The 24,833-nt window shown below is 48.4% G+C and carries 20 protein-coding genes; 10 read left to right on the plus strand and 10 right to left on the minus strand.

Translation table 11 applies throughout. The annotated features are described in order from the left end of the window. The first annotated feature begins 169 nt into the window (after window positions 1–169). Window positions 170–667 carry a flavin reductase family protein gene (locus WG89_RS07855; RefSeq protein ID WP_062263849.1) on the plus strand — a complete coding sequence of 166 codons (498 nt, stop codon included), beginning with the start codon at window positions 170–172 and terminating at the stop codon, window positions 665–667. Between the two features lie 40 nt (window positions 668–707). Next, window positions 708–2,156, plus strand: coding sequence for an NAD-dependent succinate-semialdehyde dehydrogenase (locus WG89_RS07860; RefSeq protein ID WP_062263853.1), 1,449 nt, complete (start codon window positions 708–710; stop codon window positions 2,154–2,156). Between the two features lie 60 nt (window positions 2,157–2,216). Here WG89_RS07860 and ppnP read toward each other — a convergent pair whose 3' ends face one another. From ppnP to WG89_RS07880, 4 genes are all read right to left on the minus strand, one after another. Then, complete coding sequence (gene ppnP / locus WG89_RS07865) at window positions 2,217–2,498, minus strand: pyrimidine/purine nucleoside phosphorylase (protein WP_062263855.1); 282 nt, start codon at window positions 2,496–2,498, stop codon at window positions 2,217–2,219. Window positions 2,499–2,587: 89 nt separating this feature from the next. Further along, window positions 2,588–5,881 carry an autotransporter assembly complex protein TamB gene (tamB, locus tag WG89_RS07870; RefSeq protein WP_062263858.1) on the minus strand — a complete coding sequence of 1,098 codons (3,294 nt, stop codon included), beginning with the start codon at window positions 5,879–5,881 and terminating at the stop codon, window positions 2,588–2,590. After that, window positions 5,878–7,611 (minus strand): autotransporter assembly complex protein TamA, encoded by a 1,734-nt coding sequence (gene tamA / locus WG89_RS07875; protein ID WP_153301477.1) that lies wholly within the window; start codon window positions 7,609–7,611, stop codon window positions 5,878–5,880. The genes tamB and tamA overlap by 4 nt, the downstream gene beginning before the upstream one ends. Before the next feature lie 92 nt (window positions 7,612–7,703). Further along, window positions 7,704–8,906, minus strand: coding sequence for a hypothetical protein (locus WG89_RS07880; protein ID WP_062263864.1), 1,203 nt, complete (start codon window positions 8,904–8,906; stop codon window positions 7,704–7,706). A 411-nt stretch (window positions 8,907–9,317) separates the two neighbouring features. Between WG89_RS07880 and rpsF the strand changes: the two genes are divergently transcribed. From rpsF to WG89_RS07915, 7 genes are all read left to right on the plus strand, one after another. Further along, on the plus strand, window positions 9,318–9,740 hold the full coding sequence (gene rpsF / locus WG89_RS07885; RefSeq protein ID WP_062263867.1) for a 30S ribosomal protein S6: 423 nt from the start codon (window positions 9,318–9,320) through the stop codon (window positions 9,738–9,740). A gap of 62 nt (window positions 9,741–9,802) precedes the next feature. Next, window positions 9,803–10,027 carry a 30S ribosomal protein S18 gene (gene rpsR / locus WG89_RS07890; protein ID WP_034835335.1) on the plus strand — a complete coding sequence of 75 codons (225 nt, stop codon included), beginning with the start codon at window positions 9,803–9,805 and terminating at the stop codon, window positions 10,025–10,027. A 36-nt stretch (window positions 10,028–10,063) separates the two neighbouring features. Further along, entirely contained in the window at window positions 10,064–10,936 is an 873-nt protein-coding gene (locus WG89_RS07895; protein ID WP_062263870.1) for a YybS family protein, read from the plus strand. A gap of 32 nt (window positions 10,937–10,968) precedes the next feature. Beyond that, complete coding sequence (gene rplI / locus WG89_RS07900) at window positions 10,969–11,415, plus strand: 50S ribosomal protein L9 (protein WP_062263874.1); 447 nt, start codon at window positions 10,969–10,971, stop codon at window positions 11,413–11,415. 409 nt (window positions 11,416–11,824) lie between these two features. Then, window positions 11,825–12,475 (plus strand): hypothetical protein, encoded by a 651-nt coding sequence (locus WG89_RS07905; RefSeq protein ID WP_172806741.1) that lies wholly within the window; start codon window positions 11,825–11,827, stop codon window positions 12,473–12,475. A gap of 134 nt (window positions 12,476–12,609) precedes the next feature. Next, window positions 12,610–14,667: a PhoX family protein gene (locus WG89_RS07910; RefSeq protein WP_062263886.1), complete on the plus strand. Its 2,058-nt coding sequence runs from the start codon at window positions 12,610–12,612 to the stop codon at window positions 14,665–14,667. 195 nt (window positions 14,668–14,862) lie between these two features. After that, window positions 14,863–16,932: a PhoX family protein gene (locus WG89_RS07915; RefSeq protein ID WP_062263889.1), complete on the plus strand. Its 2,070-nt coding sequence runs from the start codon at window positions 14,863–14,865 to the stop codon at window positions 16,930–16,932. A gap of 75 nt (window positions 16,933–17,007) precedes the next feature. On the opposite strand, the gene WG89_RS07920 is transcribed toward WG89_RS07915, so the two are convergent. From WG89_RS07920 to tatA, 5 genes are all read right to left on the minus strand, one after another. Continuing rightward, window positions 17,008–19,440, minus strand: a complete 2,433-nt coding sequence (locus WG89_RS07920) for a PKD domain-containing protein (protein WP_062263892.1) — start codon at window positions 19,438–19,440, stop codon at window positions 17,008–17,010. A 43-nt stretch (window positions 19,441–19,483) separates the two neighbouring features. Next, window positions 19,484–20,191, minus strand: coding sequence for a hypothetical protein (locus WG89_RS07925; protein ID WP_062263895.1), 708 nt, complete (start codon window positions 20,189–20,191; stop codon window positions 19,484–19,486). Window positions 20,192–20,665: 474 nt separating this feature from the next. After that, window positions 20,666–21,412, minus strand: coding sequence for a twin-arginine translocase subunit TatC (gene tatC / locus WG89_RS07930; RefSeq protein ID WP_062263898.1), 747 nt, complete (start codon window positions 21,410–21,412; stop codon window positions 20,666–20,668). A gap of 34 nt (window positions 21,413–21,446) precedes the next feature. Then, window positions 21,447–21,740, minus strand: coding sequence for a Sec-independent protein translocase protein TatB (tatB, locus tag WG89_RS07935; protein ID WP_062263901.1), 294 nt, complete (start codon window positions 21,738–21,740; stop codon window positions 21,447–21,449). 11 nt (window positions 21,741–21,751) lie between these two features. Continuing rightward, window positions 21,752–21,970, minus strand: a complete 219-nt coding sequence (gene tatA / locus WG89_RS07940) for a Sec-independent protein translocase subunit TatA (protein WP_062263904.1) — start codon at window positions 21,968–21,970, stop codon at window positions 21,752–21,754. A gap of 299 nt (window positions 21,971–22,269) precedes the next feature. Here tatA and dnaB point away from each other — a divergent pair, with 299 nt between their 5' ends. Beyond that, the gene (dnaB, locus tag WG89_RS07945) at window positions 22,270–23,673 is read left to right on the plus strand and encodes a replicative DNA helicase (protein WP_153301482.1); all 1,404 of its coding nucleotides are present in this window, start codon (window positions 22,270–22,272) and stop codon (window positions 23,671–23,673) included. Between the two features lie 22 nt (window positions 23,674–23,695). Here dnaB and WG89_RS07950 read toward each other — a convergent pair whose 3' ends face one another. Then, window positions 23,696–24,694, minus strand: coding sequence for a serine/threonine protein kinase (locus WG89_RS07950; protein ID WP_062263906.1), 999 nt, complete (start codon window positions 24,692–24,694; stop codon window positions 23,696–23,698). Window positions 24,695–24,833 lie beyond the last annotated feature (139 nt).

Raw genomic sequence — 24,833 nt, forward strand, 5'->3', positions numbered from 1 at the left:
TGCTGATGACTCTCCCTTTCGATCTTTATCCAATCAATGAATAGACCTTTTCGAATAGCTGAAGTTCCCGGATGGCGTGGGAATAGATTCGTCTGGGTTATAAGTGTTGAAGTGAGCGTTCGTTCCGTTATAATTTGAGCACTAACCTGATGGGCGAGGAAGAATAACAATGATCAGTGAAGAGCTATACAAACAGGCACTGGGCTCCTTTCCGGCAGGCGTCACCATCGTCTCTGCTTATGACGACAATGGTCAGGTGACAGGTTTAACCGCCAGTGCTTTTTCAGCGGTGTCCATGTCTCCGCCTCTGGTGCTTGTCTGCCCTAATTACAGTTCTGACACTTATCCGGTTCTGACTGAAGGGAAACGCTTTGCCATTAATATTCTGGCGTCAGATCAGGCAGGGCCTGCTTTTGCTTTTGCCAAAAAAGGGGAAGCCAAAGTCGAAGCCATCAAGGGGGTGGCAGTCAGTGAAGGACAAACGGGCGTTCCGGTCATTGAAGGAGCTGTAGCAACCATTGAGTGCAGTCTGTGGAATGAATACGACGGTGGAGATCACGCCATTCTGGTAGGGAAGGTGGAATACATTCATCTGGATCAAAACAGTGCGCCTTTGGTGTATTGCCGTGGGCAAATGAGTGCCTGGGAAGAACCTGTTACAGCATAACGTCAAGCCATTCTGATCAGCTCCTGTGGAGAAAAAAACAATGCCGGATACCGAATTTTTTAAACAGCAGGCTTATATTGCCGGCCAGTGGCTGGACAGTGAAGACGGAGAGAAGGCCAATGTCACCAACCCCGCAACCGGAGAGGTGGTTGGAACGGTTCCATTTTTAGGGGCTGAAGCGACTCAAATGGCGATTGAGAGTGCTGAAGCGGCTCGTCATGAATGGGCTGGAAGGACTGCTCAGGAGCGAAGTGCTGTTCTCAGGCGCTGGTATGATCTGATGATGACTCATGCGGATGAACTGGCTGAGATTCTGACGCTGGAGCAGGGTAAGCCATTGGCTGAAGCCAAAGGTGAGATCCATTACGCTGCCAGCTTTCTGGAGTGGTTTGCCGAGGAAGGTAAACGTATATACGGCGATGTTATTCCAACACATAAGGCTGACGCCCGCCTTATGGTGGTAAAACAGCCGGTGGGTGTTGTTGCTGCCATCACCCCCTGGAACTTTCCGGCGGCCATGATTACCCGTAAATGTGCACCCGCCCTGGCAGCAGGGTGTTCATTTATCGTCAAGCCTGCTCTGGAAACCCCTTTATCGGCATTGGCTTTAGCCGCTCTGGCGGAAAAAGCAGGTGTGCCCGCAGGAGTTTTTAATGTTATTACAGGAAAGTCATCCGCTATTGGCAAAGTGATGACAGAGAGCAAACTGGTTCGCAAATTGAGCTTTACAGGCTCCACGCATATTGGAAAGTTGCTCATGCAGCAGTGTGCTGGAACTGTGAAAAAAGTATCTATGGAGTTGGGTGGCAATGCGCCGTTCATAGTTTTTCCCGATGCTGATCTTGATTCGGCTGTTGAAGGCGCTATGGCTTCCAAGTTCCGTAATGCCGGTCAAACCTGTGTCTGTACCAATCGTTTCCTTGTGCATGATGAGGTTTATGATCTGTTCGTTGAGAAGCTGACAGTAGCTGTGAATAAGTTGCGAGTGGGCAATGGTCTGGGTGATGTTGATCAAGGGCCGTTGATTAACGCTGAGGCAGTCAGCAAAGTAGAAGAGCATGTTGCTGATGCGGTCAGTAAAGGTGCGAAAATCACAACGGGTGGAGAGCTCCATCCCAAGGGTGGAAACTTTTATAAGCCCACTGTTGTCTGCAACGTAACACCTGATATGCAAGTGGCTGATGACGAAACATTTGGGCCACTGGCTCCTGTTTTTCGTTTCAGCACTGAAGATGAAGCGATCAGTATGGCCAATGATACTGAGTCAGGACTTGCTGCTTATGTTTATACCCGGGACATTGGTCGGGTCTGGAGGGTCAGTGAAAAGCTTGAATATGGCATGGTGGGTATCAACGAAGGCATTATTTCCACGGCAGTAGCACCTTTTGGGGGCATCAAGGAATCGGGTACAGGTCGGGAAGGCTCGAAGTACGGTATTGATGACTATGTGGAGATCAAATACCTGATGATGGGTGGTTTAGGCCGCTGACTTTTGTTTGCCAGAAGTTTCAGACTTTAATCACCCGATTAAAGTCTGATGGTCTGAAGTTTACTCGTAAGAGCAAAGGTAGGCGGTATCGCTGGCCACTTTCAGTTGAAAAGACTGATTGGCTTCAACGATAAAATGCTCGCTGGCTCGGAAAGTTTGCCAGATATCACTGTCCGGTAGCTTCACAGTCAGTGCTCCGCTGATGACAGTCATGGTTTCTTTCTGGCTGGTGCCAAACTCGTACTCTCCAGGAGCCATAACACCCACCGTTGTGGGGAGTTTGTCACCTTTAAATGCAATGGATTTCACCTGCCCGTCAAAATACTCGTTAACTTCCAGCATACAACTTCCTTATGGGATTTTTATTATTGGCCGCTGCAGTATATTACGACTTATTCATGGCCACAAAAGTTGAAAAGGATCGCGGTCTTTTAGTCATGTTTGATGGTAAAGCGATAGAAGATATCCACCGCCTGGGCCAGGCCGCTGACCACCTGCAGATAAAGTCTTGGCATCAATTCATAGCGGACTTTCACTTCACTGACTGAACTGAAGACACCGGCACCGTATTGCAATCGCAGACCAGGGGCAATGTAGCCACCAATTGTGACCTGAGTATCTTCGCCACTTCCCTCAGTGTCCAATGAGACATCGGTGAAACCAAAGGTTTCACCGATAGAGGTGGCAATCCCCCCAAACTGGGACACACCGATACCAACCAGCATGGCCTGAGCGCTGGAACTGTCTCCCCCTTCCAGGCCTTTTCCTCGGAGCAGGTAGGAAATCTGTTCCTGCTGGGGCATTTCCGGGCTGGAGTAAACGGTCCATTCCGGTTTTGTTACGGGGCCACTGACGTTAATGCCGACCTCAACATTGTCTTCAATGGTATCCGGGTTGCGAATGGCATTAACCAGCAAGTAAGGGGTATCGATAGGTCCCTGGAAAATGATCTTTCCTTCTTTGATCAGTAAGTCCTGCCCCAGCTGACGGTATCGTCCCTCAATCAGTTTAATAGTACCGTGTCCTTCAAGCGGCTTGTTGGGCAGTTGCAGAAGATCAAGATGTCCTGCGAGTTTGGTTTTCAGGCCGTAGGCGTCCAGTCGTATATCGTCCCCCAAGGCTATCCGTACTTTCATGGAGAAACGTTTGCTGGCCTCCTCATGTAACTCTGACGTTTGCCCTTTGCGTATGACAACAACGTCGTCTGAAACTGAAACGGCACTTTCAGGAAGACTATTGATATCAATACGGCTCCAGGGAATATTGATAATGCCAGTCAGTTCGATCTGTTCAGAGAGAGCCAGCTTTAACTTCGGCGAAACCCTGATTTCGCCAATGCCTGGGTACTTCACGTCCAGGTTCTGGCCTTCAAGGCTGATGGTGCCTGATGGGTTTTGAAGATCTTTCCAATCCAGTTTGCCGCCAAGATTCAGGGAGCCCTGTCCCACCTGCATTTTTCCTTCTACGGTTCCGGAGTCGCCATTCACGTTCAGGTAGGTGTTGAGTTCGGAAACACTGACTATTTCGCGGGTGGTATTGGCGTAACCATTTTCGATAGCCAGTCGGCCATAGAACAGAGGTTGAGTCAGGGTTCCGGCCAGCCGCCCCTTAGCAGAGAAAGTGCCGTTCAGGTCGCTGACTTCAGGCATGAAGGGCGCAAAGATTTCCAGTAGCAACTGATCAATATTCAGCTGTCCGCTTAAGTTTTTTTGATCTTGCAGATCATCGACTGCTACTGAAAGACTGCTGTGGCCCAGTTTGTCAGAGAGAAAGTTTAATGAACTTCTTAGCTGATTGTTGGCAATGCTGGCTTCTACAGAAAGCTGTCTGTAATCGCCTGACAGATCATAGGCCTGAAGTGTTCCGGGGGTTGAGGATAACTTCAGGGTGAGTTCCGGTTGATTGTCTTTCCAACTGACTTCTCCCTCTGAGGAAAGGAAAGCCTGCCAGTCAAAACGGGCAGGGAAAAAAGCTTTAAACCGTTCGGGTGCCAGTTGGTCGATAGTAAAAGAAAGCTGCCCAGCGTCTTTACTTAATTGACTCGATTGTATGCAGATGCTGGAGGGTGATGACTGCAGGCAGAACTGGGAGAAAGATGCACTGGCAGGTGTCGCTGTGATATCAACAGGACGCTTCAGTGACCAGTCGCCAAACCGGGTATTCAAATCGCTTCGGGTCAGTTGTCCTTGCCACTTTTCATGACTGTAACTGCCTTTGACCGAGATGATGCTCTTGAGCTCTTTGCCCTGAGTCGTCAGTCGGGCTTCGTGCTGCTGCTCATTTCCCCTTGCTTCCAGTAAGATGTCGTTAAGCGTTTGAGAGCCCTGGGTTAGCGCTTCAAGATTGATTCGTCCTTGTCCGATAATTTGCTCTTTCTTGTCGATATCACCTTTGGCAGAAAGTCCTTTGATGGTCGTGTCCAGATAGTGGACGGATGGACTTGTCAGTTGAAAGTTCAAGTGGGGTTGTTCTTTACTCCCGGTGATGTTTACTGAACCTGTCAGTTCACCTTTAAGGCCGGGATAAAGCTCTGCCAGTTTTGATGCGTTAATGCTTGCTTCTATATTCCATTGTTCATCAAGGTGTCCGTGGGCGCTAAGGCTGTTTTCACCCACCTCGGCATTGAAACGATCTACTTCCCACTTAAAAAGACTGTTGACGTCTAAAGTGCCGGACAGCGAAACGGGTTTGTCCCTGAGCGTTCCTGAAATGTCCATTTTGGAAACAATCAGATGCCAGGCATTACCTTCGAGACTGAAATTGCTTTCCAGAACACCGTCTAGCATGCCAGGGTAGTCCGGTAAAAATGTACCTGTATCAAGGGTTTCGAGATTTACCTTCCCGCTCCAGGCAATACCGTGAGTCCAGTCAAAGCGTCCGGTAACTTCTGCGTTGCCCTGAGGGGTTGAGAGGTAAAGTCGTTGGATAGCAATATGCTCAAGGCTGCCCTGTGCCTTGAGAGTAGTTTCAACTCGTAACTCTTGTTGAGCAACAGGCGCTTTCTGGGCCTCTGGCGTGGAGAGAAACGTGGAAACAAACGCCGTTGTCGCTTTGAGGCGATAATTGACTAAAGAGCCGTGGGCAGAAACATGCAGTGTTTCAGGCTGCAATTGGTCATTCAAAGGGGCCGCATCAACGGTAAGCTCTGCCGAAAGGGGGTAGTTGCCATTTAAAGTTATATCACCTTCAAGGCTTGCTTTGCCCAAAGCATGCTCAGCATGAAGCTTGTGGATCTTGATGTGAGATTGACGGGCATCGGCAGACAGAAAAAGATCGGTGACTTCTTCTTTGGTTTCTCCCTGTTCATAGATGCCTTGATCCAGGGTCAGCTTTTTCAGGGTGATGGGTAAAGGCATCACTACTTCAGGCAGTTCAATCCTGTCGCTGGAGCTTGCAGGTTCTTCAACTGACGTTGGCAGCTTTATTGTCAGGCTTTCCAGAACCAGATCATCAATCACCAGCCGCCCTTCAAACAACATTTGGGGTTGCCACTGAAGAGTCAGCCAGTTGGCTGTGAAAGACATCTCCTGATCTGCCCAGCCCGGGTTTTTGAATACCAGGCCGTTGGGGATTGAGCCTTTAATCAACTCACCCTGAAGCTCTGGCAGCTGTGAACGTGCCAGGTTCCATAACCAGAGATTGCCTGTATGGGTGAGCAGAAGAAACAGCACCATACAGAGGACTGCAACCAGGGTGATCAGAGTAGCCTGCAGAGCCGTCTTCATATCTCTGGCCCCATGGAAAAGTGCAACTTATAGGGCGTGCCGGGCTCACTGACAGCAAAAGCCAGATCCACTCTCAAGGCTCCCAGAGGTGTCACCCACCGAATACCGAAACCGGCGCCGGTTTTCCAATCGTCCTTGTAATCATTGGTGGCCGTGCCTGAGTCTACAAAAACTGCCGCTCGCCAGTGCTCAAGAAACTGATAGTTGTACTCCACACTGAGCGCCGTCATGTATTGGGCGCCGATCAGTTTTCCATTAGCATCCTTTGGCGCAATGCTCTCATAGTTGTATCCCCTGACAGTTTGATCTCCCCCGGTAAAGAAACGAATGGATGGAGGAATCTTGTTGACGTCGTTTATCCAGATAGCACCTTGCTCAACTCTGCCAATAAACCGGTGTTTTTCTGCCAGTGTCGTTAAACCTTTGGTACGTCCCCAAAGCTTTACGAAGTTCTGATCTGACCCCCAGAGTTTTTCAGAAAATTCAGCCTTGGACATGATCAGATAACCGCTTCTTGGATCCAGCTTCCCTCCTTTTGCACGACGCTGGGTCATTGAAATGCCGGGAATCATCAGAAAGCTTTCACCGTCCTGCAAACCCTGTTCATAGCTTTCGTACTGGATTCGAAAAAACAGATCCCGGTCCCAGCCCTGAGGGTTTTTATTCCACTTATGGATAGCGGTTGAAGCCAGATTACTCTTGGTGTCTTCCTGCTTTTTGTACTGATAACCAGCCTGCAGGTCATAAAACTCGGTTAAAGGGTTTCCGTAAGGAATCTTGTAGCTGGAGGTCAACTCGGTTCTGGGAGCGGAGATCAATGCTTCATTGGTCAGGCTGTGCCCCCTGTCATTGATCAGAGGGATATCCCAGGTGAGAGAAAGCCTTGGCCCCTCGTCTGTGGAGTAGCCGGCACCGGTCTCTATTTCATAGTTTTTGTTGGGAGATACATTAATAAAAATCGGTACATGGTAGTTCTCGGTGCGGTTCCGCATAGGCCGGATATCAATCTGCTGAAAATACCCTGTGGAAGCCAGATCCTTGTTCAGGTTACCCAGCCGGACAGATCGGTATTTTGAACCGGGCTTGAAGGTCAGCATCTCTTCGATAAGGGCTTTAGTGTTTTCAGGGATTTCGCCATAAACGATTTCTCCAAACCGGTAGCGTTTGCCTGAATCAAAAACCAGCTCAACATCGGCGGCATAATCGCCCGGATAAATTTTGACTGTGTGGGTTTGCATCTGGGCATCAAAAAACCCCAGCGACTGGCCCTGAGTACTTAGAGAAGATTTCAGGTCTTCATATTCACCGCTGTTGAACACCGCACCTTTTTTCAATGGCGATCGTTTGACGATTTTTTTGAAGGTACGGTTTTTCCGGGCTTCCCCTTTCAGCTCGACTTTTATATTTCGGATCAGAATGGGTTGGCCCGGATCAACCTGAATGTTGAGCTGATTGTGGTCCTTTGCGTCCAGCGCCATGGAAATGGTTGGGTGGTAGTAGCCCAGAGCCTTCAGGGCGTTCTGTACGGCTTCGAGAATACTGGGTTGATAGCGAGGGAGTTGGTCTGGCTCAATAGCAGGCAGTGTCTGCAGAAAAAGCTCGGCATTACGTTTCTGGCCGTCTTTCAGGCCTTTGACGTCATAGGTCAGAGAGGACAGAGCTTTGCTTTCAATGATCAGCATGGAAAGCAATAGAGCGACAACCTTCAGGAATGTATTCAGATTACCCACTGGAGACCATTTTGTTGTGAAGAAAAGGTGGGATAACTCGATATCCTAGAAGGTCTGTTGATGTATCTCAATAAAAAGCCATGTTCTGCTGCTTATTGAGTGTTGGCCGATCCCGCGAATCTTCTTTGATGCTGCATGCTGGATAAATATTCGATGACCAGTGTATCCAGATGTTTATAAACGGCCGGATTCCCGATCAGCTGTCTCTGGCCAGCTTTCTCTAACAACATATCGAGAGTGGGTTTATTCAGTACTTTCTCACGATTGAGGTGGTCTGGTTCTATGACTTTGTTTCTAAAGCTTTGTTCCAGATAAGCAGGTAAAGGACCGCTCCTGTTTATGCCAAACAGCGCTCTTTTTACTATTTGATAAAGCTCCTGGTCTGAAGGTTGTGGCTGGGCAATGCCGAGAGCAGCGGACTTTTTGTGCCCTTTTTTACTTTTGGCTGGTTTGACCAGAGGTGCTGCCTTAACAGGCGTGTCCGGAGCAGTCGAGTCTTCAGAGGTTGATACCACAGCGGTTGTTGTCTGGGACGATACGGGTCTTCTGCGCTTGACTTCCCCTTTTACCCATAGCTCAACCATGTTATCGATAATGTCGTAGCAGTACTGGTTATCACGGTGCTGTGGCAGGCCAGCAACTTTCAGTAAGTGGTTTTTCAGTTTTGGATCAAGAATCAGTTGGGTCTTATCCTGGTGAGAAGCGGTCAATTCGTTCTCAACAAAGTGTTTACGCAGGTAAGAGTGCAGTACGCCCCGGGTTAATAGAGAGACATCTACACACATCTTGAGAAAGGCTTCAGAGCAGGGCTCCAATGTTTCTTGTTCAACGGTTGATGTGCTGTCAACTGTGCCAGATATTGGTCCGCTTGTTGTTGAAGCAATATTATCTTCAATGGGTTCACTTTCCGGCAGAGGCTGGAGCAAAGGAGCAGTAAGTTTGGGCTCTTCGCTCACTGGTTGACTCATGCTCAGTTCGGGTGAGCGGGTGGAGGCTGTTGCTGGCTCCTGGAAAGAGACGGATCGTCTTATTTTGGGCAAAACTTTCAGGGTATTCCTGACTTCCCTGGCGGTAACAAACTCTCGATCTCCCCAGTTACCACGTGTTCGACGTTCCAGATAGGTTTTCATCATCATCGCGTGGAGCTTTTCATCATCTCCCAGTCCTTCATTAACAGGAGAGACTGTGCGTAAAGACTTGGATATTTTGCCCAGATTGAGCAATACGGCATGACCCGACGGGGACAAGGTTCTCAGAATACCTAGTCTTTCTGCTCTGGGAGTTAATCCATCCATTGTTTAATCTCCTTATGAAACAATGCGATTGAAATGAGGAAGATGTGAGCCTTAAGGCTACGCTCAAAAAGTTATTTCCATAATCCTTGCCGAGCTTTCGACCGGTCATCTGGGGAAAAGTTCCCTATATAGTTCATACACTTATTGCTTTAGGGCTTCAGAAGCCGTTATCTTCACAGGCCATCCGCTTTCCCCTGTTGCGTTTTACCGCTGGCTGACATCGGTTTTTAATTCTTGCAACCATGGTCACACTTCTCTAGAATTCGCCGTTCTTTGTATGCTGGGCGTGGTGTGCAGGCATCTTTTAGGTGACTGTTTTACCTGTCCATCTCCTTGCCTTACTGCTGTTTGAAGTGAGACGTAAGTTTCACCTTTGGAGTGGGAGGCTGTTTAACCCGTAAGGAGCAAATAATGCGTCATTACGAGATTGTTTTTCTGGTACATCCTGACCAGAGCGAGCAAGTACCAGGCATGATAGAGCGTTACACACGTGCTATCAGCGAAAACGGCGGTCAGGTACACCGTCTTGAAGACTGGGGCCGCCGTCAGCTGGCTTACCCAATCAACAAGATCCACAAAGCTCACTACGTTCTGATGAACATCGAGTGCAGCAACGAGATCCTGGACGAACTGACAGATAACTTCCGTTACAACGACGCAGTTATCCGTAACATGGTGATCCGTCGTGATGAGGCCGTTTCCGAGCCATCCATCATGATGCAGGCTGAAGAGAAGCGTGAGCGCCGTGACGATCGTCGTGAAGAGCGTCGCGAAGAAGCTGCTGAAGCTCCAGAAGCTGCTGCTGAAGAAGTAGCTGAAGAAGCTGCTGAGTAAGTCGTCCTTGGTCCATATGGATTAAGAACATCACCATTTGTTGAATTCAAGGAGACGTTGCAATGGCACGTTTTTTCCGCCGCAGAAAGTTCTGCCGTTTCACCGCTGAAGGCGTGAAAGAGATCGATTACAAAGATCTGAACACTCTGAAAGCTTATGTTTCTGAAACTGGCAAGATCGTACCAAGCCGCATCACCGGTACCAAAGCCCGTTATCAGCGTCAGCTGGCGACAGCTATCAAGCGTGCGCGTTACATCGCACTGCTGCCATACACTGATCGTCACTGATCAGTCGGCAAACTTTGGAACTGAAGGTATTGCTTGATGCGTAAACTGGCGGAACTGGCAATGAAAAGCCCGAAACACTCGCTGTTTCTGGCAGTCATATTTGCCTGTATTCCCATGCTTTTCTGGCTGAGTGCGGCCATTGTATCTCTGGTGATACTGCGTCGCGGCATTGACCACGGACTGAAAGTCCTGATGTGGGCTCTGTTACCTGGAATCGCCTGGGCCGCCTTTGGTCAGCACAGCGTATTGATAGGGCTGGTAACAACATCGTTACTGGCTTGTGTCCTGCGCCAGACTGTCTCCTGGCCTAAAACCCTGCTGGCCGTTGTGCCGCTGGGTGGTCTCGTGGCTTTTGCCATGTACCAGATATCGCCACAGATGATCAGTGCCATGGCTGATACTGTGATGGAGTTTCTGAAAAAGAGTCTCCAGAACAGTGGCAGTGAAGGTGCTCTTCAGATGGGTGAACATCTGAGACAGATTCTGGAATACGGTGTGGCAGGTGCCTTGGCCTGGGTGCACATACTGTTTTGTGTACTGGCTCTGGTACTGGCACGTTCCTGGCAGGCAGGTTTGTATAACCCCGGCGGATTCGGCGAAGAATTCCGTCAGGTGCGTTTACCTGCTGCTGCAGGAGTAGTGCTACTGGCCATTACTTTGATGGGTTCAGCCTTGTCACCGATGTTGACAGCTCTGGTACCCATCGCATCGCTGCCCCTGTTTATCGCAGGCCTGTCACTGGTCCACGGACTGGTGAAACTGCGTCAGCTGGGCAGCTTCTGGTTGATTGGCATCTATATGCTGTTGATCACCCTTACGCAACTGGCATACCCGGTTATCGTTTTGACTGCTTGTCTTGACAGTCTGTTTGACTTTCGCAACCGCGTAAATCAACAGACTCAGGGCTGACAGGCACTTGGTATTGAGGTAAGAGGCTAGCGATGGACGTTATCCTGCTTGAGAAAATTGCCAATCTTGGCAACCTGGGCGACAAGGTAACCGTTAAAGCCGGTTACGGTCGTAACTTTCTGATTCCTTTCAGCAAGGCTGTGCCTGCTTCCAAGGAAAATGTTGAAGCTTTTGAAGCTCGCCGTGCTGAGCTGGAAAAGGCTGCTAACGAGAAGCTGGCTGCTGCTGAGAAGCGTGCAGCTGAAATGGCTGAAATCGAACTGACCCTGACCGCCAAAGCGGGCGATGAAGGCAAGCTGTTCGGTTCTATCGGCCCACGTGATCTGGCTGAAGCCATCACTGGTGCTGGCGTTGAAGTAGCTAAAAGCGAAATCCGCATGGCTGAAGGTCCTATCCGCGCTACTGGCGAATACGACATCGGCATCCAGCTGCACACTGACATTGCAGCTACTATCAAGGTATTCGTTGAAGCTGAATAAGTTCTGCTTTAGCTACGCTTGATACAAAATACCCGTGAGTTTCGGCTCACGGGTATTTTTTTATGTACAGGGACGTACGGTATCCTGACAATGCACGACTACAGGATGTAAGAGTTAGAGTGAAGCAGGAGCCCGAGCCGGGGAGCAATTGTCAGGGTGGAGGCTTTTTAAGAATATTAAATTTCAAATATATCCGGTAAAGACAGCTATAAATATGGGCTGAGAGTTCTTACTTGGATGTTGATAATTGTATAAAAAGAAAAGTATCTGCTTTTGGCTGAGTCTTTTTCTGTTCTCGGCTGTTCTCAATGCACAGCCTTTCTATTGCCCGGAGTGTAATCGGTTTTTAGCAGGGAAAAACTGCCATCTGCACCGAGGATGTGGCGTTCAGATTCTTCCTGAGCTGAATTTGTTTCTGGCGTATCAGCCGCCTTCCGGTACCGATGAACCGCCTATTCTGGATTTTGGGCAAGGCAATATCAGTTTTCAGGATATGCAGCAGACTGTGTATCAGTCTGGTTTTGAAGGATGGGAGTCAACAGTTCAGGTTGTTTCTGTACCTGCTCAGGGGATTAGTCAAATCAGTGTCAAAGACAGCCGGTTGAAAAACCATCTTTTAAGAAGCCGAAAGGCAACACTGAGAGAAATAAGAAGGCAGCTGAAAAAAATCCTTCCTAAAGATGATTTTACCGGCCGTAAGAGGCGGGAGTTATTGGCAGCTCGTCGCGATCAAAGTCAGTGGGTGTTTATTCACCTCGTCTTTGATCAGGATGCTATGGTGCTCTGGTTGGACGGACATGATGCTGCTCTCAGCTTTGATAATTATGGAGAGGTTTATTTTCTGTTGCAGGAGTTGCTGCACTCTATGGGACTGACCGCAGTCTTTCATTTCTCAATAGATGTTTCTGAAGACGTTTCTGAGGTCTCTTCAGATTCGGGGGTTGGGGATTCCGAGAATACATCTGTGGGCCATGTTAGTCAGTATGATTCGTCAGAGGATGAGTCTGATCTATCTGATCTGAGTGACTTGGAAGATGAAAACCTTGATTCAGGCAGTTAAGCTCAAAATAGCTTACTGACGGGTCAATGAAAATTTAAGACTGTCACATTAAAGACATCTTACTGTAATGCTTATGTCGTTTAATACCTGCGGCTTAGACAAGAATTAAAGCTGGCTCGCAGTATAGGTGTAACATGAGCAAACATACTTTTGATCCGACGGTGTATAACTCCAGTGACAACAAGCCGATTTCGGCAGTGCTGGAAAAAGAACTTTCCCGTCGGGGTGTTCTTAAGCGTGGGGGAGCGCTGGCTGCATTTACTGCACTGGCTAGTTTTGGTCTGACGGGTTGTAACGATGACAACTCTGATGATGTTACTCCCCCTCCTTCCTCAGGCCTTTCCCTCGGCTTTGACTCTATTCCCGGTTCCAAGACAGATGCTGTTTCTGTGCCTGCAGGTTATACCGCTCAGGTGCTGGCTCCATGGGGTACCCCTTTGAATAATGATGCTGCAGATTGGAAAGACGATGGCAGCAATACTTCCGAAGATCAGCTGAATGCCACAGGCATGATGCACGACGGCATGCATTTCTTCCCTCTGAATGGCAGTACCACAGAAGGCCTGCTCTGCATGAACCATGAGTTCATCGACCAGAACAGACTGCATTCAAATGGGGCCACTGAAAACAATGGCAAACGCCCAGCGGAAGAAGTTCGCAAAGAAATCAACGCCCATGGCGTATCTGTTGTACACATCAGACTAACGGGTGGCGTTTGGGATGTTGTTAAGAACAGTGAGTACAACAAGCGCTATACAGCAGGTACAGAAATGGATCTGACTGGTCCGGTGGCTGACAGTGATCTGCTGGTGACACAATACACTGCGGAAAAAGGTAATAAAGCACTTGCCCGTGGTACCAATAACAACTGCGGTAATGGTCACACCCCTTGGGGCACTTATCTGACCTGTGAAGAGAACTGGCCTGGTTACTTTACCCGTACTGATGACCCGTCAAACTGGACTGAAGAGCAGAGACGCTTGGGTATCAGCGACAGTGGGACTCGTTATAAGTGGGATACTGTTCTATCCGCTGCAGAAAAAGAAACCGGTGAGTTTACCCGTTTTGATGTAACGCCAAGCTCTGGAGACGCAACTCATGACTTCCGTAACGAAGCCAACGGTCACGGCTATATCGTAGAAATTGATCCCTACAACCCTCAGGCCAATGCCATCAAACGCACAGCTCTGGGCCGTTTCCGCCATGAAGACTGTTCATTTGGCAAACTGGTAGAAGGTCAGCCTGTTGTCTTCTATTCCGGTCATGACAGTAAGTTTGAGTACATCTACAAGTTTGTTTCCAAGGAGCTTTGGAATCCAGCAGATGCCAACTCGCAAGATCGTCTGGCTACCGGTGCCAAGTACATGAATAAAGGCACCTTATATGTAGCTCGCTTTGATGAAGAGGGTGTTGGAGCCTGGTTACCACTGACTACAGATGCCAAGACTAAAGACGGCCGTATTCTGGGTAATATCCCAGGCTTCAAAACTCAGGCTGAAATTATTCTGAACACCCCCGGTGCTGCTGATCTGGTAGGTGCTACCCCTATGGATCGTCCTGAGTGGACAGCTGTTGACCCGAAAACAGGTTCAGTTTATGTGACCCTGACCAATAACGATCAGCGCAGTTCGAATGATGGTGACGATTCTACCAATCCAAACAGCGCAAACCCGAGAGAGAATAATGTCTACGGTCATATTATTCGTTGGGATGAGGGAGCAAGCCCTGAAGAATTTAAGTGGGAGTTCTTCCTGTTTGGTTCTAATGCCTCTGCAAACTCTCTGGTAAATTTGTCCGGTTTGAATGAAACCAATGAGTTTGGTAGTCCAGATGGTCTGGCGTTCGACGACCGAGGACTGTTGTGGATTCAGACTGACGGTGGCGCCAATGAAAATACCAATGATCAGATGTTGGCGATCATTCCCTCTGAGCTGAACAGTAACGATAGCAAGCTGGCCGTTAATGCCGACAATCAGGATCAGCTGAAGCGATTCTTCGTAGGCCCAAATGCCTGTGAAGTAACCGGCATAGCATTTACTCCTGATAACCAGAGCCTGTTCCTGAATGTGCAGCATCCTTCCAACTGGCCAGCAACTGGTGCTACCGATGCTACTGATGGCAGCGGTGCCAAAAGAGCGCGCTCTTCCACTGTAGTCATTATGAAAGACGGTGGTGGTGAGGTCGGCGTTTAAATAGCCGCTATTGACTGAAAACATGAAAAAGTCGGGGAGAAAAATACTCCTCGGCTTTCATGTGTTCGGCAGAAGTTCAGAAAAGAATAAGACTTCAATTTGTCATATTTGAGACATTTAATTGAAATTACTGTGTCGTTTAATGGTTGCAGCTTCCAATAAATAAAAAACCTGGCTGCAGGATATAAAACGACGATGAGTAAGCATACTTTTGATCCTACCATTTATAACGAGAGTGGTAATAAACCGATTTCTGCTGTTCTGGAAAAAGAGCTGACCCGCAGAGGCGTACTTAAGCGTGGTGGCGCTCTGGCGGCTTTTACGGCACTGGCCAGCTTTGGATTGGCGGGATGTAATAGCGACGACGATTCTGAAACAACTGCACCTGCTGACCTTACTCTGGGCTTTCAGTCCATTGCCGGAGCAAAACTCGATGCGGTTGCTCTAGCTGCAGGCTATAAAGCCCAAGTCCTGGCTCCCTGGGGAACGCCCTTGAATGATTCTGCCAATGCATGGGCAGATGATGGCTCCAATACGTCTCAAGATCAGTTGAATGCAGTGGGTATGCATCACGACGGTATGCACTTCTTCCCGTTAGGGGATGGTACCAGCGAAGGGATTCTGTGTATTAATCATGAATACATTGATCAGGATGCTCTGCACCCAAATGGGGACACTGAAGAATCTCCAGGTGTTCGTCCTGCCGAAGAGGTTAGAAAGGAAATCAATGCTCACGGCGTATCAGTGGTACATATCAAGCTGGAAAACGGTGTCTGGGATGTAGTGAAAAACAGTCAATACAACAGACGCATTACCTCTGCTACGGAAATGGATATTTCCGGTCCTATTGCCGACAGTGATCAGGATCTTCTGGTGACACCGTATACGACTGAGAGAGGAATCAAGAACATTGCCCGTGGCACCAATAACAACTGCGGTAACGGTCATACTCCTTGGGGAACTTATCTGACCTGTGAAGAAAACTGGCCAGGTTATTTCACGCGTAGCGACTCTACGGATAACTGGCCTGCTGAACAGAAGCGCATGGGAATCAGTTCCAGAGGCACACGCTATGGCTGGGAGACGCCCGCCAATGGATCGGTCACTGGTGAGTTTTCTCGTTTCAATATTACTCCCACGGGAGCTGATGCTACCCAGGACTATCGTAATGAGGCCAATGGCCACGGTTATATTGTAGAAATTGATCCCTTCAAGGCTGATACCAAAGCCATCAAGCGTACCGCTCTGGGTCGCTTCCGTCATGAAGACTGCTCATTCGGCAATGTTGAACAGGGCAAGCCTGTTGTTTTCTACTCAGGCCATGACGGTCGCTTTGAATATATCTACAAGTTTGTTTCTGAAGCTCTGTGGGACTCCGCAGATGCCAATCCTGCTGATCGTCTGGCAACCGGTGCCAAGTACATGGACAAGGGCACTCTATACGTCGCGCGCTTTGATGAGAGTGGCGTAGGAGTATGGTTGCCTCTGACACCAGACGCCACTACTAAAGACAATCAGCGTCTGGGGGATGTCAGTGGTTTTGAAACTCTGGCAAAGATTCTTTTGAATACTCCGGGAGCTGCGGACCTTTTGGGGGCGACGCCAATGGACCGTCCTGAGTGGACTGCCGTAGATCCAAAAACCGGTGCGGTATACGTCACACTGACGAATAATACCAAGCGTGATAATCAGGATTCCGACACCGACAACAATACCAATATTGCTAATCCCAGAGAAAATAATCAGTACGGCCACATTATTCGCTGGACAGAAGGCTCTGAGGCCACGGCTTTCAACTGGGAGTTCTTCCTGTTTGGTTCTCCGGCTAACGGCAACGCAGACACCAACCGCTCTACTCTGAATGCCAGTAATGAGCTGGCCAGTCCGGACGGACTGGTGTTTGATGATCGCGGTATTCTGTGGATTCAGACCGATAACGGCGCGTCTGAAGTGACAGAAAATACCAATGATCAGATGCTGGCCATTATTCCTTCACAACTGGGTCAGCCATCAGATGGTAAGCCTGTAGTGAACAATGAGAATCAGGATCAGCTGAGACGTTTCTTTGTAGGCCCTAACGGTTGTGAAGTCACAGGTCTGGCCTTTAACAATGGTCACACCAGTTTCTTTGCCAATATCCAGCATCCTTCAAACTGGCCTTATACCAACAATGCGGCAGAAGAGACACCGGCTGATTTCAACGTCAGACCACGTGCGGCTACTGTCGTTATTATGAAGGAAGAGGGTGGCGAAATAGGTGTGTAATTAACCTGCTTTTATCACCACAAAAAAACCGGAGAGCATTTTGCTGTCCGGTTTTTTATGATCATCAGAGTGTGTTTATTTTAGAGTGACCTTTAGAGTCATACCTGTGCGGGCGCCGACTACGCTGATGTACTGGTAACCTGAACCGGGATTACTGACCGTAATGCTTTCAGTATTACCTGATCCGGTGGAGCTTTGGTCGTAGTTGCTGGCCGTTGCCCAGGTGCTGGCTTTGTAATAAACATTGCCATTGCCACTGCCGTGTCCGGCTTCAATCTCTATAGAGCTTGTGCCTTCAGGTACAAGAATCCAATAGTATTGAATATTGGTTGAGCTGCTGGAGTCCGGAACACACACGGCATCAGCACTGGTCATTCCATTGGCTGTTTGTGGTGCTTCTGTTGCACAGGCATTTTCTAAACCGCTGCCTGAACCGTCTGTAACAGTAACGGTTGCTGAGTCTGAAGAGGTGGCCCCGTCATTATCAGTCACGGTGAGTTCAGCGGTAAATGAACCTGCTGATGAGTAACTGTGAGTGGGGTTAGCCGCTGAGCTGCTGTTGCCATCGCCAAAGTTCCAGCTGTAAGAGGCAATGGAACCATCAGAGTCCGAAGACCCAGCACTGCTGAAGGCAATATTGCTACCGACATTGCCGGAGTAGGGGCCATTGGCATTCACTGCAGGTGGTTGATTGGTTGTACCTGCCACAATATTTACAGAGTAGTCTTCGACTTCGCCATCACCGATATTTCCACAGGAAGAAGACGGTGCTGAGTTGTACTTCATGGCAATACGCATGCGGGTGCCGCTAACACCTGCTGCAGAAGCAGGAATATTCAAGGTGGAGTTCACCGCTGCAGATCCGGAAACACCACTCAGAACTTGTTCTCCACCATCTTCAAAGTCCCCATCCTTATTCAGGTCGATCCATACTGACCAGTGTTCGGTATAGGAATTTCCGGAGAAACCAGGTGTGAGCGTGACTGAATTGTTACCGGTATTCAGGCTTGCTGTCTGGCTGGTAAAGTCCGTGTATGTTGAATTATCAGAACTGTTATTTATCCCTCCGGTCGTAACGTTGGCTATCCATTCATAGTTGCCACCACCTTGAGCAGGGCAATAAGCTACATCTTCAGTGGACACGGTGACGGAAGCCGTATCTGAAGCTGTTAGTCCGGAATTATCCGATACACTCAAACTGACAGTATAAGAACCCGTGGACGTATAAGTATGACTTGGATTGGCGGCTGTACTGGTATTGCCATCGCCAAAATTCCAGCTGTAGGAAGCAATATTGCCATCAGGATCGTTTGAGCCCGAGCTGCTGAATGCAATCGGATTGTTTACAGAACCTGTGTAAGGTCCATTGGCTTCAGCAACCGGTGGTTGGCCCGAAGAACCGGACCCCGTCCGTATATGGATGTAGCTGCTGTTGTTGGCTTCTGTCCACTCGGAGATGGTGTTGTCATTATCAATAATGACGCCCAGATAGTAGTCGGTATTGGCTGACAGATTATCTGGAATCACAACGTTTCGAGTAACCGTATCAGGCGTATTGCGAGTTACAGTTACCGTATCAGTAGAGATTAAAGAGTCGGTATTGGTGATGGTGGCGTTGGTTGAAATGTAGTAACCCAGAGCAACGGTGTGGGAGTTGGTGCCATTATTTTCCAGGGTCATTTCATATTGGATAGCCTGACCCGGTTCCACTTCATAGCGTCGTTCACAGTTGGAATAACCGCAGTCTGCGACAGCAACGGTAGAATTGAGAACGGCTCCGGTGCTATCAAACAGCCGGGTTCTGCCGTGGGAACTGTATTCACCAGAAGCGCCGGTATGCCTCCAGGCGGCAACAGACAAATCTTCACGGGCGGTTTGACCATAAATAGCAATCAAACCATTAACGGCGTCTTCCCCCATATAAGAGCGTAAACCCGTCTCGCCGGTGGTGTGAACGTGGGTATAGTCAGAGCCCATGATATTGTAGAAACGGTTTTCGTGGGCCAGGCCAATAGTATGACCAACTTCATGGAGTGCAGTGGTTTCGAAGGTTCTGCCGTCGCCGCCATAGTTCCAGAAGTTGGTTTTGTCATCCATGCCGTCTTTATACGTGACGGTATTGTGAAAAATAATATCCCCTTCAATGGTATTACCGCAGGGGTCGGTAATGTTGTAGCCGATGGCTGAGTTACCATTGTTACCCCACCAGACTTCACTCTCACCATTACCTACGCCTACGTTAAGGTCGTTATCCAACTGGACATTGATCAGTAAGTTAACGGGGGTATCGTTAAAACGATCCAGGGCGTTGGAGAATGAGGTGAACCACTTGGCGTATTGGCCATCAAACCCTGTTGGGTTGGCATTAAAGATAAAATTGTTACTGCCCCATTTTCTCGGCGTGTTGTTGCCACAGTCGGTCCAATATTTATAAGCAAGGGCTTGCCCGCTTGATGCGGTTAATAAGGTGACAGCTCCCAACCTTATAAGAAATTTATTCAGTTCCATGATGGTCATCGCATTTAAAATGTTTGAGACAGGTTGGGAGAAGTTATTCTTTATCGCCGCTGTAACTTTCGGAGAGAACAGGGTTGCCACCGTTCTTCCTCAGCTGTTCCAGCTCCCATTGATCATGGGAGTTACCCTTGGCTTCAAAGGACTGTTGCTGGGTAATGCCTGGCTTTGGCACTGCAGGCGCTTTCAGAGATTGAGTTAAAACGTTATAGGCTTTAAAAGGCGTGTTCTTATCAAGGTTTTGAACGGTTACACGAGTCTGTTTTCTCAGACTCTCTGTTGATTTATCCAGAGACTTCAAATGAGAAACAAATTGAGGGAGGTTGGATTTTTCAAGACTGGCTGCGTGCATGCCCATTAACTGGGCTGAGTGAGAAATATAATCAACACCTCCCTTGTCATCCACGACGATAGCCGATTGATTACCCGCTATGATTTTGCCGCTGTCCAGTAAAAAGCGACCATGTTCACATTCAACCAGATCGCAGCCGGTATCGCTGTTTTTCTGCACCAGCAATATAGCCTGTTCGCCAATAATGACATCGGGTGTATTGGTTGCACTGAGCCGGTTGCCGTTAGCAAATGTCCCACCTACATACTTTAAAGTTATGGTGGGTTCTGCATAATTACCGGCAATAACCTGGTCAACTTTATAAGTAATGAAGGTGTAGGGAATACCTTCAACGGATAGTTCCTCATTCTTTTCCAGTAGCTCCCCTTTAAATACCAGATCTGCTCGTAGCATCAAATCCTGTAATGAGGTGTTACCGGCTCCACCTGCAAATACCAGGCGGCTACTTATGAGCAGGCTGATAGCCAGGAAAAGGCTTATTCGTCTTAAATTATTATTTGATTTCACATTAACCTCTTTAAGCAGAGCGTTGATTAGTTGGTTTTGTCGTCTACTGCCGGGCTGGTTACTGCTTTATGAATGACTGAATTAATATTTATTGAATATTTTATACAGTTTTTGTTTTCGTGATCACTTTACAAACTCTATAAATTTATTTTTGTGTGTTAATTAACAGTTTTATAAAAAAGAAAGGGATTCTCTGACGGTTTCTTTAGGAAAAATCAGCGAATATTAAATATGTGGAGGAGTGTTGTGGTTTTCTTTTTAGTTTTATAGAAAACAGCTTTGAATAAGTATTCGCGAATCTGGAATTTTTTGTTGGAATAATAAACGGGTTCAGTTTGCTCTGAACCCGTTTATTATTTCTCAGGCAGGCTTTTTCATGAAAGGAGTCAGTCGTGCAAACAGGATTCCCATTTCGAACAGCAGCCACATGGGACCTGCCAGCAGGCTTTGGGAAATGACATCGGGAGGTGTTAGAAGCATACCGACCACAAAGCAGCCTACTACGATATAAGGTCGTTTCTGGGAAAGGGATTCAACGGTGCTGATACCAGACCAGATCAGCAATACTGTTGCGACAGGGATTTCGAAGGCCAGACCAAAGGCAAAGAACAGTTTCAGGATAAAGTTCAGGTAACTGCTGATGTCGGTCATCATGGTGACGCTTTCAGGTCCGGTGGTAGTGAAAAAACCAAAGATCAGCGGGAACACCACAAAATAGGCAAAGGCGACACCGGCATAAAACAGTATGACGCTGGCAATCAGCAGAGGAATGGCCAGATACTTTTCATTCTTATACAACCCTGGAGAAATAAAGCCCCAGACCTGGTGGAGAATAAAAGGAATCGCCAGGAATAATGACAGTACCAGGCTCAGTTTGAAGGGGGCGAAGAAAGGGGAAGCCACATCAGTAGCAATCATGCTGGTGCCTTCCGGCATGAGCATGCGCAGAGGTTCAGAAACCAGCTCATAAATATCACTGGAAAAGTAGAACAGTCCGGCAAAAAATAGCAGCATGACCACCATGCTTTTGAGTATTCGTGTCCTTAACTCAAGCAAGTGCTGAATCAAAGGCTGTTCTGATTGAACCGTAGAGGTTTGAGTAGTCATAAATGTCTCGACAAGACAAAAAGAAAGGCAGCTTTCAGGCTGCCTTTTTGTTGGTATCGGTTGGCGTGGAAGGTTTGTCAGCGGGTGCAGATACATCCTGCTTCAGGGATTGAACCTGCTGGTTCAGCTCTTCCAGTTGCAGCTCCTGTTTGATCTCATCCACTTTCAGCTCTTTATTCACCGATTCTTTTATATTGTTGGCACTGCGGCGAAGGTAGCCTACCCATTGCATGGTGGTTCTGATGGCATGGGGCAGACGCTCGGGTCCCAATATAACCAGTGACAGCACGGATATGACCAGAAGCTCGGCAAAGCCTATATCAAACACTTGGCTTTACCTCAGACTTTATTATGGGTTAATTCCCCGTTTTGCTGGGTGTCCTGACTGGCGGGTTGGTTTTCTGCCTTATCAGAATCGTCGTTGATGCTCTTTTTGAAGCCCTTGATGGCTCCACCCAGGTCGCTGCCCAGACCTTTCAGTCGTTTGGTGCCAAACAGCATGACAACAATCAACAGTACGATTAAGAGTTGCCAGATACTGATACCGCCAAGACCCATAGTGATGACTCCGTATAGAGAGTGATGATATTGCCTGCCACAAGCTTAAAGCAGTGGCTACATGGACTCATGATGCATAATCAGGGTCATGGTAATGTCAAAACATGACAGTTGTCTTACAAGTGGGTGTATGACTTTGCTCGGGTTGAAGCTGGTGGTTAATGATGTTCAGGGAAAGAGGTTACTGGTTCGGTACTATTGTACCCATCGGGCTTTTTCGCGACATGGGACAATTCCCTGTTCAGCCCATGCCCGACTTGCGTTATTCTGTAAGTTCCGACTTTGGTATTCATGACATCATGCTGGAAGCCTTGCCCCGAGAAAGCGAACTGCCCATTGATGAGGCAACCGTGAGCCTGAAAACTCCCCCTCACTCCATTGAGGCGGAGCAGTCTGTGCTGGGTGGCCTGCTACTGGACAATGAAGCCTGGGACAAAGTGGCGGACAAAATCACACCAGAAGACTTTTATCACCCTCGCCACAAGGTTATTTTCTCGTCGATGGCTAAATCGGCGAACGAGAGTATTCCCTTTGACCCTCTGACACTGGCTGCCACCCTGGAAAACCAGGATGAGCTGGAACAGGCCGGTGGCATGGTGTACATCACCGAACTGGTGGCTAACGTTGCCGGTATCGCCAATATTGAAGCCTACGCCCAGATCATTCAGGAACGCTCTGTTCTCAGGAAAGTGATTAACGCCAGTCAGCAGATGGCTGAAAGTGCCTACAACCCTGAAGGCCGTGACAGTCAGACTGTTCTGGATGAAGCCGAACGACTGGTTTTTAATATTGCTGAAGAGCGACCCAAGACCGGTGGCCCTGTAGGCGTCAGGGAGATTCTGGATAAAACCGTTCAGAAGATTGATGAGCTTTTTAATGCGGGGGATGCCATCACCGGTATCACCACTGGCTTCAACGATCTGGATGAAATGACATCGGGTATGCAGCCTTCCGATATGATTATCGTGGCTGCCAGGCCGTCGATGGGCAAAACGACCTTCGCGATGAATCTGGTAGAAAACGCCCTGTTGAATACTGAAAAAGTGGTTATGGTATTCAGCCTGGAAATGCCAGGAGAGCAGTTGATGATGCGTATGTTGTCATCTCTTGGTCGTATCAATCAGTCCAAGGTGCGTTCCGGTAAACTGGAAGAGGAAGACTGGCCTAAGCTCGTATCAGCCGTAGAGAGAATCAAGGACAAGAAACTGTTTATTGATGATACTGCCGGTATTAGCCCTTCAGAAATGCGCTCCCGTATTCGTCGTGTGGTTCGAGAGCATGGTGATATGGCCATGATTATGATCGACTATCTTCAGCTGATGCAGATTCCTGGATTCAGTGAAGGCCGAACCAACGAAATCTCGGAAATTTCCCGATCTCTAAAAGCGATTGCCAAGGAATTCAACGTACCGGTTATTGCATTGTCCCAGCTCAACAGGGCTCTGGAGCAACGCCCTAATAAACGTCCGGTAAACTCTGACCTTCGTGAATCCGGAGCGATCGAGCAGGATGCCGACGTTATCATGTTCATCTATAGGGATGAGGTCTATAACCCGGACACGGAATACAAGGGGATTGGTGAGATCATCATTGGTAAGCAGCGTAACGGCCCCATCGGTTCCGTAAGACTGGCCTTTATTGGTCAGTACACCCGGTTTGAAAATCTCGCACCGGATGCCTATGTCAATTTTGACGATGAATAAGGTTATTCATCGTCTCTCCACTTTATAAGTTCCCGAATGCAGACAGCGGAGGCTCATCCAGGTTAGCCATCTGCTCTCGCAATTCCAGAATATGTTCTGACCAGTAACGTTCGGTATTGAACCAGGTAAAGGCCATGGGGAAGGCAGGATCTTGCCAGCGTTTGGCCAGCCAGCCTGAATAGTTGATCAGCCGCAGCGTCCGAAAATACTCAATCAGATTCAGTTCAATCGGGTCAAACTCGTTGAACTCTTCATAACCTTCCAGCAGTTCTGCTAACTGAGTGGTCTGGCTGGCTCTGTCACCGCTCAGGAACATCCATAAATCCTGGATGGCCGGTGCCATGCAGGTGTCATCGAAGTCAACAAAGTGGGGGTTGTCATCTCGCCAGAGAATGTTTCCGACGTGGGCGTCACCATGTACCCGAATGAATTCGGGATTATAGTTGGCCTCGATTCTGGCAAGACGATCCAGAATATCCCGGGTCAGGGTTTCATAGGCTTCTCTTAGAGCGGCTGGGATAAAATCATTTTCCAGCAGCCAGCTGACATTGTCGGTGCCATATCTTTGCAGGCTGATCTCTGGCCGGTGCTGAAATGGAACCGCTGAGCCCAGCTTATGAAGCCTGCCCATGCATCGACCCAGAATAAGCAGATGATCCAGGTTATCCAGTTCCGGAGGATAGCCCCCCATGCGTTTAAACAGCGCGAACTGGAAACCGTCAAATTCATGTAGGGTTTCCTGATTTTCGTTCTGCATAGGCGCAACGATCGGGAATTCCATATCCTGCAGCTCCAGTGAAAAAGAGTGCTCCTCCAGAATCTGTTCCCGACTCCAGCGCTCGGGGCGATAGAATTTGGCAATGATGGGGGTGCCGTCCTCAATCCCTACCTGATAGACCCGGTTTTCGTAGCTGTTCAGTGCCAGGTTTCTTGCATCACACAGATACCCCTGACTTTCCACTGCGTCCATCACCCGATCAGGCGTCAGTCGCTCATAGGGGTGCTGGGTATCTGAACTCATAGAAGGCTCCCAATAGGCCAATAATCTTTAGCTGCTGAAGTTTACTACGAACGATCCCTGTGGGCGTTAGAATTCCTTACCTTTCTGTCAGTTATTTTGAAAACCATTTGCCGGGTTGCTTTGTCTAACACCCAAATGG

Source organism: Endozoicomonas arenosclerae (assembly GCF_001562015.1).
Classification (GTDB): Bacteria; Pseudomonadota; Gammaproteobacteria; order Pseudomonadales; family Endozoicomonadaceae; genus Endozoicomonas_A; species Endozoicomonas_A arenosclerae.

Excerpts from the sequence above, each read along its gene's own strand:
- WG89_RS07855 (WP_062263849.1), top strand. The coding sequence starts at position 170 with ATGATCAGTGAAGAGCTATACAAACAGGCACTGGGCTCCTTTCCGGCA.
- WG89_RS07860 (WP_062263853.1), top strand. The coding sequence starts at position 708 with ATGCCGGATACCGAATTTTTTAAACAGCAGGCTTATATTGCCGGCCAG.
- ppnP (WP_062263855.1), bottom strand. The coding sequence starts at position 2,498 with ATGCTGGAAGTTAACGAGTATTTTGACGGGCAGGTGAAATCCATTGCA.
- tamB (WP_062263858.1), bottom strand. The coding sequence starts at position 5,881 with ATGAAGACGGCTCTGCAGGCTACTCTGATCACCCTGGTTGCAGTCCTC.
- WG89_RS07880 (WP_062263864.1), bottom strand. The coding sequence starts at position 8,906 with ATGGATGGATTAACTCCCAGAGCAGAAAGACTAGGTATTCTGAGAACC.
- rpsF (WP_062263867.1), top strand. The coding sequence starts at position 9,318 with ATGCGTCATTACGAGATTGTTTTTCTGGTACATCCTGACCAGAGCGAG.
- rpsR (WP_034835335.1), top strand. The coding sequence starts at position 9,803 with ATGGCACGTTTTTTCCGCCGCAGAAAGTTCTGCCGTTTCACCGCTGAA.
- WG89_RS07895 (WP_062263870.1), top strand. The coding sequence starts at position 10,064 with ATGCGTAAACTGGCGGAACTGGCAATGAAAAGCCCGAAACACTCGCTG.
- rplI (WP_062263874.1), top strand. The coding sequence starts at position 10,969 with ATGGACGTTATCCTGCTTGAGAAAATTGCCAATCTTGGCAACCTGGGC.
- WG89_RS07910 (WP_062263886.1), top strand. The coding sequence starts at position 12,610 with ATGAGCAAACATACTTTTGATCCGACGGTGTATAACTCCAGTGACAAC.
- WG89_RS07915 (WP_062263889.1), top strand. The coding sequence starts at position 14,863 with ATGAGTAAGCATACTTTTGATCCTACCATTTATAACGAGAGTGGTAAT.
- WG89_RS07920 (WP_062263892.1), bottom strand. The coding sequence starts at position 19,440 with ATGGAACTGAATAAATTTCTTATAAGGTTGGGAGCTGTCACCTTATTA.
- WG89_RS07925 (WP_062263895.1), bottom strand. The coding sequence starts at position 20,191 with ATGCTACGAGCAGATCTGGTATTTAAAGGGGAGCTACTGGAAAAGAAT.
- tatC (WP_062263898.1), bottom strand. The coding sequence starts at position 21,412 with ATGACTACTCAAACCTCTACGGTTCAATCAGAACAGCCTTTGATTCAG.
- tatA (WP_062263904.1), bottom strand. The coding sequence starts at position 21,970 with ATGGGTCTTGGCGGTATCAGTATCTGGCAACTCTTAATCGTACTGTTG.
- dnaB (WP_153301482.1), top strand. The coding sequence starts at position 22,270 with ATGCTGGAAGCCTTGCCCCGAGAAAGCGAACTGCCCATTGATGAGGCA.
- WG89_RS07950 (WP_062263906.1), bottom strand. The coding sequence starts at position 24,694 with ATGAGTTCAGATACCCAGCACCCCTATGAGCGACTGACGCCTGATCGG.